The following is an 8,906-nucleotide window of genomic DNA, read 5'->3' on the forward strand; positions in this document are numbered from 1 at the left end:
GCCCTACCGTCTCCCCCGTGTACGGCCGGTCACGCGGCCGGCGCCTCGGCGACTACCTCGTACACGGCCTTCAGGTTGACCATGCGGGGCAGCTCGGCCTGATCGATCGTCACCCGGAACTCGCGTTCGAGCGCCGCGAGGATCTCGATGGCCAGCAGCGAGTCGGCCTCGTGGTCCTCCTTGAAGAGGCTGGTCTCGGTCATCTCGGCCGGCTCGATCTCGAGGATCTCGGAGACGATGTCCCGGATCTGCTTCTGCTGCGCGGCGTTCAGCGTGCTCGGTGCGTCCAGATTGGACATTGATGGTTCCCTTCTCGGTGAAAATGCGGGTACGGGCGTCAGGAGTGCAGCTGGTGCAGGTACTCGTAACAGCTCGGCAGTTCCTTCACGAGCTGCTGCGCGTCCTCCCGCAGCCGGTCCAGCTCCTGGCGGGCCGGCGCCGGGTCGAGGTGGCGGAGCACGGGTCGCGGCGACGTCGGATGCCCGCCGAGGCCGAGCAGCATGACCCGCCACGAGTACGCCTCGAAGCCGTGGAAGTGCGGGTAGATGGTGTTCTCGTCGGGCAGCAGACTGCTCCACCCGTCGAGCCGTTCCGCCATGCCGGGCGGCAGCACCCGGGTCTTGGCGTCCTTCCAGTACTGGGTGTCGTTCCGCGCGGCGGCGCGGTAGTGCAGGACGAGGAACTCCCGTACCCCGTCGATCACCTCGCCGACCTGCTTGTTGTACGCGTCGGTCAGCGCCGGCGCCCAGTCGTCGTCCGGGAAGTGCCGGACCAGCTGCTCGATCCCGTTCTGGATGAAGAAGATGCCGGTGGACTCCAGCGGCTCGACGAACCCGCTGGACAGCCCGATGGCGACGCAGTTGTTCACCCAGGAGCGCTCGTTGCGGCCGATCCGCATCCGGATGTGGTTGGCCTCCAACTCGGGCTGGTCCGGTGCGGCGAAGGCACGCAGCGTCGCCTCGGCCTCCTCCGGCGAGCAGTACTTGTCGGAGTAGACGTAACCGGTGCCCACCCGGCCGTACAGCGGGATGGTCCAGATCCAGCCGGCGTCCATCGCGGTCGCCGTGGTGTACGGGTCGATGCCGACGGTGGCCATGTCCCGCGGCACCCGCAGCGCGACCGCCCGGTTGTTCGGCAGCATGTCCTCGAACGAGACGAACCGCTCCCCCAGCGTCTGGTTGATCAGCAGGCCGCGGAATCCGGTGCAGTCGATGAACAGGTCGCCGTGGACCTCGCCGTGCTCCGGGGTGACCAGGTGGCTGATCCAGCCCCGCTCGTCCTGGACCACCTCGGCCACGTTGGCCAGCACGTGCCGGACGCCGCGTTCCTTGCCGAACGTGGTGAGGAACTGAGCCAGCAGGGACGCGTCGAAGTGGTAGGCGTACGGGAACTGGTTGCGCTGTTCCTGCTCCTGGAAGGAGCTGCCCTGCAGGCCGGCGGCGAAGAGCCGGCCGTCGGCGCGCCGGGGCGCCCGCCGGTCCTCGCACAGCTGCGGCACGAGCAGGCACTCACCGGTCAGGGACGCGGTGTCGCCGCCCAGCGCCAGCCACCAGTCGGCGAGGTCGTAGCCGTCGACCGTGCGGAACCGTTCGAACGGGTGGTAGAACACCGATCCGACGCCGCGCCAGTTCTCGAACCGGATGGCCGTCTTGTAGCTGGCACCGCAGCTCGGCATCCACTCCGGTTCGGACAGCCCGAGGTACTGGAAGAAGTGCCGGACGGTGCTGAACGTCGCCTCGCCGACCCCGATGGGCGGCACCCGCGGCGATTCCACCACGGTCACCGTCACCCGGTCGCCGAACGTCTTGTTGAGGTAGGTGGCCGTCATCCAGCCGGCGGTACCGCCGCCGACCACCACGACATTACGAATCATGTTTCCCCGTTTTCTCATCTGGGCCAGACCGCGTACCGCCGCTGTCCGTGCAGCAGCGGCACGCGGGACGATTCCCGGGAGACGCGGTCGACCTCGGCGATGACCATCGCGTGGTCACCGAGGACGTCATGTCTCACCACGGTGCAGTCCGCGATCATGAGCGCGACGTCGGCCAGGTGCGGACCACGCGCGCCCGGCGGCATGTCCCAGCGCACCCGGCTGAACCGGTCCGGGTCGCCCGACGCGAACAACTCGGCGACGTGCCGCGCCCGGTCGTGCAGCAGGTGCATGGCGAAGCCGGATCCGCTCAGCACGGCCCGCAGCGTCGGGCTGCCGTCCCGCAGGCAGACGAGCAGCGTCGGCGGCGACAGTGCGATTCCGCACAGCGAGGTGCAGGTCATGCCCCACGGCGTGGAGTCGGCGTCGGCGGCGGTGACCACCGCGACGCCGGTCGGGAACTCCGCCATCAGCGGCCGTAGGTCGGCCAGGGCCTCGCCCGGTGACACCGGTGACCCGGCGTGCGGCGCCGCGCCGTCGAACTGCTGGGCTGTCATGACTGCACCCGCTCCCCGTCCGTCCTCGGCTACGAGCCGGCCGCGGCCGTCTCGCCGTCCATCGCGGCCACCAGGCTGGCGGGCCGCATGTCGGTCCAGTGCTCCTCGATGTGGGCCAGGCACGCCTGCCGGGTGTTCTCCGGCAGGGCGATCGTCCAGCCGGCCGGAACGTCCACGAAGGACGGCCACAGCGAGTACTGACGCTCGTCGTTCACCAGGACGAGGTACTTGCCGTCCGGGTCCTCGAACGGATTAGTCATCGGTCTGCTCCCTCTCTGGTCCCGCGCGGCCGGCCAGCCCGGCCGCGTCGAGTTCTCTTCTCAGCACCTGGCCGATCAGCGCGCTCGGCGCCGGATCGGTCAGCAGGTCCTTGTGTTCCGCCGGTACCGCGGTGACCGCGATGTCCCCGGACACGTACGGCCGCCACGCGCCGACGTCGAACCGGCGCCCGTTCGACGGGACCTCGCCGGCCGCGAAGAACAGCACGTCGCCGTCGAAGCGCCCGGGCTCGGCGGTACGCAGCACCCGGATGCCGTTGGCGTAGACCGTGACGGCCGCCTGCAGCTCCGCCTCGTCCAGCACCGCGAACGGGTGGTTCTGCCGGCGCAGGAACGCCATGAACCGGGTGAGTTCGGCGCCGGACAGCGCGGCCGGGTCGAACCCGATCTCGGCGGCCACCCGGGCCAGCACCCGGTCCTCGTGGGTGTCGTCGTCGCGGACGTGCGCCGCGCCCGGGTAGGCGTCGACGATGCAGAGCAGGTCCACCCGTTCGCCGCTCTCCTGCAGCCGGACCGCGACGGCGTGGGCGATCAGGCCGCCGGAGGACCAGCCGAGCAGCCGGTACGGCCCGGAGCCCTGCACCGACCGGATCGCCGCGCAGTACTCGGTGACCATCTCGTCGAGGTCGGCGGGCGGCGCCACCGGCGGCGTGATGCCGCGCGCCTGCACGCCGTAGACCGGCTGGTCCGGGGCGAGGTGTTCGAGCAGGCCGGTGTAGCACCAGCTGATGCCGAGCGCCGGGTGCAGGCAGAACAGCGGGGTCCGGTCGCCGCCGGCCCGCAGCGGCAGCAGGATCGGGAACGGCGTGCCGCGGCCCTCGGCCTCTCCGCGGCGGGCCAGTTCGGCGACGGTCGGCGCCTCGAAGACGTCGCGGACGCCGATCGGCAGCCCCAGCGTCTCGCGGATCCGGCCGACCAGGCGGGTCACCAGCAGCGAGTGGCCACCGGCGGCGAAGAAGTCCTCCTCGGCGCCGACCGACGGCACCTCCAGCACCTCGGCGAAGAGGGCGCAGAGCATCTCCTCGCGCGGGGTCGCCGGGCCCCGGCCGGCCGGGGCGGCGTCGTCCGGCACCGGCAGCGCCCGCCGGTCGATCTTCTCGTTCACGGTCAGCGGGAACGCGTCCAGCACCATGATCGTGCCGGGCAGCATGTAGCCGGGCAGACGCTGGGCCGCGTGCCGGCGGATCGCCGCCGGATCCGCGGCGGCGCCGTCCTGGGCGACCAGGTAGGCGACCAGGCGCCGGTCGCCGGGCCGGTCCTCGCGGACCAGCACGACGCTCTGCGCGACGTCCGGGTGGTCGTCCAGGGCCGCTTCGATCTCGCTGAGTTCGATCCGGAAGCCGCGGAACTTGACCTGGTCGTCGACGCGCCCGACGAACTCCAGGACGCCGTCGGTGTTCCACCGGGCCAGGTCGCCGGTGCGGTACATGCGGCGGCCGGGCGCGCCGAACGGGTCGGCCACGAACCGTTCCGCGGTCAGATCCGGGCGGTTGTGGTAGCCGCGGGCCAGCCCGGTACCGGCCAGGTACACCTCACCGGTGACGCCCGGGGCGACCAGTTCGAGGTTGTCGTCGAGCAGGTAGGCCCACTTGTTGTGCAGCGGACGCCCGATCGGCACGGTCGGGTACCGCACGCCGGGCTCGCACTCCCAGATGACCGCGCCCACGGTCACCTCGGTGGGCCCGTACCCGTTGAAGAACCGGTTGGTTCCGGACCAGCGCTCGGCCAGCGGCGGCGGGCATGCCTCGCCGCTGACCACCACGACCATCTCCGCCGGCAGGCCGCCGGTGGGCAGGTCGGCCACGACCGTCGGCGGCATGGCCGCGTGGGTGATGCCCGTCCGCTCGATGAACCGGGTCAGGTCCGCGCCGAACGGCCGTTCCTTCGGCGGGAGCACCAGGGTGGCGCCGTTGAGCAGCGCGCCGAACAGGTCCCACAGGGAGGCGTCGAAGCTGGACGAGACGAGCTGCAGGATCCGCGCGCCGGGGCCGACGCCGAGCAGGTCCTCCTGCACGGACGCGAGGCTGGCGATGCCGTGGTGCGGCACCACCACGCCCTTGGGCCGGCCGGTGGATCCGGAGGTGTAGATGAGGTACGCCATGTGGTCCAGCCCGAGCCGGCCGGTGCGGCGGTCCGCGAGGTCGCCGTCCGGGCGGGCGTCGATCTCCCGGCGCGTGGCGGGGTCGTCGAGCAGCACCGGCGACCCGCCGTCGGCGGGCAGCCGGCCGGCCCACTCCGCGGTGGTGAGCACCGCGGCCGGCCGGGTGTCGTCCAGCATGAAGGCGATCCGGTCGGCCGGATACCCGGGATCGATGGGTACGAACGCGGCGCCCGTCTTGGCCACGGCGAGCAGCGCCACCACCCATTCCGTCGAGCTGGGCAGCGCGATGCCGACGATCCGTTCCGGTCCGGCGCCACGTTCCACCAGGTACCGGGCGAGCCGGTTCGCCCGGCGGTTCAGCTGGCCGTAGGTGTACGCCACGTCCGGGGCCTGCAGCGCGGGCGCGTCCGGCGCGCGGTGCACCTGGGCCTCGAACAGTTCGGCCAGCGACCGCGGGGCGACCTCGCGCGCCGAGTCGATCCACTCGCCGAGGAGCCGGGCCCGGTCGGCCGGTCCCATCACGTCGTACCGGCCGATCGGGGCGCCCGGCGCGGCCACGGCCGCGGCGAGCAGGTGGCGGAACGCGTCACCCAGTCGCCGCACGGTGGACCGGCCGAACAGGTCGGTGCGGAACTGCAGCAGGCCGTGCATCTCCGCGGGCCGGCCGTCGTCGTCGCGGCGGGCGGTCAGGGACAGGGCGAGGTCCGCTTTGGCGGTGTCGGTGCTGATCCGCTCCCCGGTGATGGCGAGGCCCGGCAGTTCCCCGCCGGTGGACCGGTCGTCGTTCTGCACGGCCAGCATCACCTGGAACAGCGGGTGCCGGGACAGCGACCGGGCCGGGTTCAGCACCTCGACGAGGCGTTCGAACGGCACGTCCTGATGGGCGTACGCGGCCAGGTCGGTCTCCCGCACCCGGGCCAGCAGCTCCGTGAAGCTCGGGTTGCCCGTCGTGTCGGTGCGCAGCACCAGCGTGTTGACGAAGAACCCGACCAGGTCCTCGACCGCGTCGTCGGTGCGGCCCGCGATCGGCGTGCCGATCGGGATGTCCGTACCGGCGCCGAGCCGGGTCAGCAGCGCCGCGAAGGCCGCCTGCACCACCATGAACAGCGTGGTGCCGGTCTGCCGGGCGAGCGCGACGAGGCCGGCGTGCAGGTCCGCGCCGACAGTGAAGGTGACCGAGTCGCCGCGGTACGACGCGACCGCGGGCCGGGGCCGGTCGACCGGCAGGTTCAGCTGCTCGGGCAGGTCGGCCAGGGTCCGGGTCCAGTACGTCAGCTGGGCCCGGATCACGCTGTCCGGGTCCTGCTCGTCGCCCAGCACCCGGCGTTGCCACAGGGTGTAGTCGGCGTACTGCACCGGCAGCGGTGACCATGCCGGGGCGGCGCCCGCGCTGCGCGCCCGGTAGGCGTCGGTCAGGTCGCGGGCCAGCGGCCGCATCGACCAGGCGTCCGCGGCGACGTGGTGCACCACGATCAGCAGCACGTGCTCGTCCGCGGCGAGGCGGAACAGCCACACCCGGATCGGCGGTTCCGCGGCCAGGTCGAACCGGTGCCCGGCCGCCTCCCGCAGCCGCTCGGGCAGGTCGGCGGTGCCGCACGGGGCGACGGTCAGCACCGAGGCGGTCGCCGCGGCCGGCAGTACCACCTGGACCGGGCCGTCCGGGTCCTCGGCGAACACGGTGCGCAGGCTCTCGTGCCGGGCGATCACGTCGCCGAGGGCCCGGTCGAGCGCGGCGGCGTCCAGCCTCCCGTGCAGGCGCAGGGCCACCGGCACGTTGTAGGCGGCCGACGCGCCTTCGAAACGGTTGAGGAACCACAGGCGTTGCTGGGCGAAGGAGAGCGGCACCCGTTCGGGCCGCGGCGTGACCGCCTCGATGCCGGGCCGGCCGGCGCGGGCGGTGTCCAACCGGTGGGCCAGGCGGGCCACGGTGGCCGTGTCGAACAGGTCCCGTACCGCCAGTTCCACGTCCAGCGCCGACCGGATCCGGCTGACCAGCCGGGTGGCCAGCAGCGAATGCCCGCCAAGGTCGAAGAACGAGTCGTCGATGCCGACCTCGGCCACCCCGAGCACCTCGGCGAACAGACCGCAGAGGATCTCCTCCCGGGCGTCGCGGGGACCCCGGCCGCCGGTGCTCACCTCCGGGTCCGGCAGTTGGGCGCGGTCGACCTTCCCGTTCACCGTCAGCGGGAACTGGTCGATCACCACGATCGCCGCCGGGACCATGTAGTCGGGCAGGCGTTCGGCGAGGGCGGCGCGCAGGGCGGCCGGGTCGGGAGCGGCCGGGTCGGGGGCGGCCGCGGACTGGACGTAGCCGATGAGCCGGCGGCCGGAGCCGGTGTCCGGGGTCGCCACCACCAGCGCCCGGTCGACGCCGTCGAGGGCGTCCAGGGCGGTCTCGATCTCGCCGAGTTCGATCCGGAACCCGCGGATCTTGATCTGGTCGTCGGCCCGGCCGAGGTATTCGAGCACGCCGGTGTCGCTCCACCGGACCACGTCGCCGGTGCGGTACATCCGGGTCCCCGGCACGCCGTAGCGGTCGGCGACGAACCGCCCGGCGGTGAGACCGGCCCGGCCCAGGTAGCCGCGGGCCAGGCCGGCGCCGGCGACGTACAGTTCCCCGGCCACGCCGGGGGGCACCGGCAGCAGGCCGTCGTCGAGGACGTACAGGCGCAGGTCCGGGATGCCCCGGCCGATCAGGCTGCGGGTCTCCGTGGCGGCGTCCGCGTCGACCGGGAAGTAGCTGACGTGCACGGTGGTCTCGGTGATGCCGTACATGTTCACCAGCGCGGGCCGGCCGGGCTGGGCCAGCCAGGGTCCCAGCCGGCGCAGGTCGAGGGCCTCGCCGCCGAAGATGACGGAGCGCAGGTGCAGTCCGGCGGAGTCGGCGGGCAGCTGATAGAAGGCGGACGGGGTCTGGTTCAGCACCGTGACCCGCTCGTCGGCCAGCAACTGCCGGAACTCCTGCGGGGAGCGGCTGACCGCGAACGGCACCACCACCAGGCGGCCACCGGCCAGCAGCGGCCCCCACAACTCCCACACCGAGAAGTCGAACGCCGCGGAGTGGAACATCGTCCACACGTCGTCGGCGCCGAACCCGAACCACTGCCGGGTCGAGGAGAACAGCCGCACCACGTTCGCGTGCGTGACCACCACGCCCTTCGGGCGGCCGGTCGAACCAGAGGTGTAGATGACGTACGCGGCCTGACCGGCCCGCGGCAGCGGCAACTCGACGTCCGCCGGCGCCCCCACCGCGAGGTCGTCGAGCAGCACGACCGGCACACCGGCGTCCGGCACCCGATCGGCCAACTCGGCCGTCGAGAGCACCAGCACCGGCGCCGCGTCCTCCACCATGAACCGCACCCGGTCCGCCGGATAATCCACATCCACCGGCACGTACGCACCACCGGCCCGCACCACCGCCAGCAACGCCACCACCAGCTCCACCGACCGCGGCACCAGCACCGCCACCCGCGACTCGGCACCCACCCCCCGCCCGACAAGCCACCGGGCCAGACCGTCGACCCGCGCCGACAACTCGCCATAGGTCAACGACTCGCCGCCGAACGTCACCGCCGGCGCCTGTGGGTTCGCGGTCACCTGCTGCCGGAACAACTCCACCAGCGACGGACCGTCGACCGCGGCCTCGCCGCCGCCCGTGCCCGCCCAGCTGAGCACGTCGGCGTGCTCCCGCCGGGTCAGGACGTCGATGCGGCCCACCGGCGAGTCCGGCGCGGACACCAGCGCGCCCAGGACGGCGCGGAAACGTTCGATGATCGACCGGGCCGCCGCCGGGTCGATGGCGTCGGGCCGGTAGTCGAGACGGAACCGCAGTCCACCGGCGCGCGGGAAAGCGAGCAGCGTCGCGGCGTAGTGCGAGACGGCCCGGCTGCGGACCGAGGTGATGCGCACGTCCTGCGGGGCACCGGCGGGCGCGCCGGGCGGTTCGAGCGGGTAGTTCTCGTAGACCAGGAGCGTGTCGAAGAGGTTGCCGACGCCGGCCTGCTGCTGGATCTCCGCCAGACCCAGATAGTGATGCTCCAGCAGACCCACCTGCTCGGCACGCACCCGGGCCACCACATCCCGCAACGACTCACCCGCAC

At 72.6% G+C, this 8,906-nt stretch carries 5 protein-coding genes; all 5 read right to left on the bottom strand.

Going from position 1 to position 8,906, the window contains the following annotated elements; translation table 11 throughout:
- Window positions 1-29: 29 nt before the first annotated feature.
- Genes LDL48_RS19820 through LDL48_RS19840 form a run of 5 tightly spaced genes read right to left on the bottom strand, consistent with a single transcriptional unit; the run spans window position 30 to window position 8,892 of the window.
- Window positions 30-299 (bottom strand): acyl carrier protein, encoded by a 270-nt coding sequence (locus LDL48_RS19820; protein ID WP_225256652.1) that lies wholly within the window; start codon window positions 297-299, stop codon window positions 30-32.
- Between the two features lie 38 nt (window positions 300-337).
- Window positions 338-1,873, bottom strand: coding sequence for a tryptophan halogenase family protein (locus tag LDL48_RS19825; protein WP_225256653.1), 1,536 nt, complete (start codon window positions 1,871-1,873; stop codon window positions 338-340).
- Between the two features lie 14 nt (window positions 1,874-1,887).
- The gene (locus LDL48_RS19830; protein WP_225256654.1) at window positions 1,888-2,427 is read right to left on the bottom strand and encodes a flavin reductase family protein; all 540 of its coding nucleotides are present in this window, start codon (window positions 2,425-2,427) and stop codon (window positions 1,888-1,890) included.
- Between the two features lie 29 nt (window positions 2,428-2,456).
- Complete coding sequence (locus tag LDL48_RS19835) at window positions 2,457-2,687, bottom strand: MbtH family protein (RefSeq protein ID WP_225256655.1); 231 nt, start codon at window positions 2,685-2,687, stop codon at window positions 2,457-2,459.
- Window positions 2,680-8,892, bottom strand: a complete 6,213-nt coding sequence (locus LDL48_RS19840; protein WP_255628465.1) for a non-ribosomal peptide synthetase — start codon at window positions 8,890-8,892, stop codon at window positions 2,680-2,682. The genes LDL48_RS19835 and LDL48_RS19840 overlap by 8 nt, the downstream gene beginning before the upstream one ends.
- Between the last annotated feature and the right edge of the window lie 14 nt (window positions 8,893-8,906).

The sequence above is a fragment of the Jidongwangia harbinensis genome (genome assembly GCF_020216025.1).
In the GTDB taxonomy this organism is placed as follows: domain Bacteria; phylum Actinomycetota; class Actinomycetes; order Mycobacteriales; family Micromonosporaceae; genus Actinoplanes; species Actinoplanes harbinensis.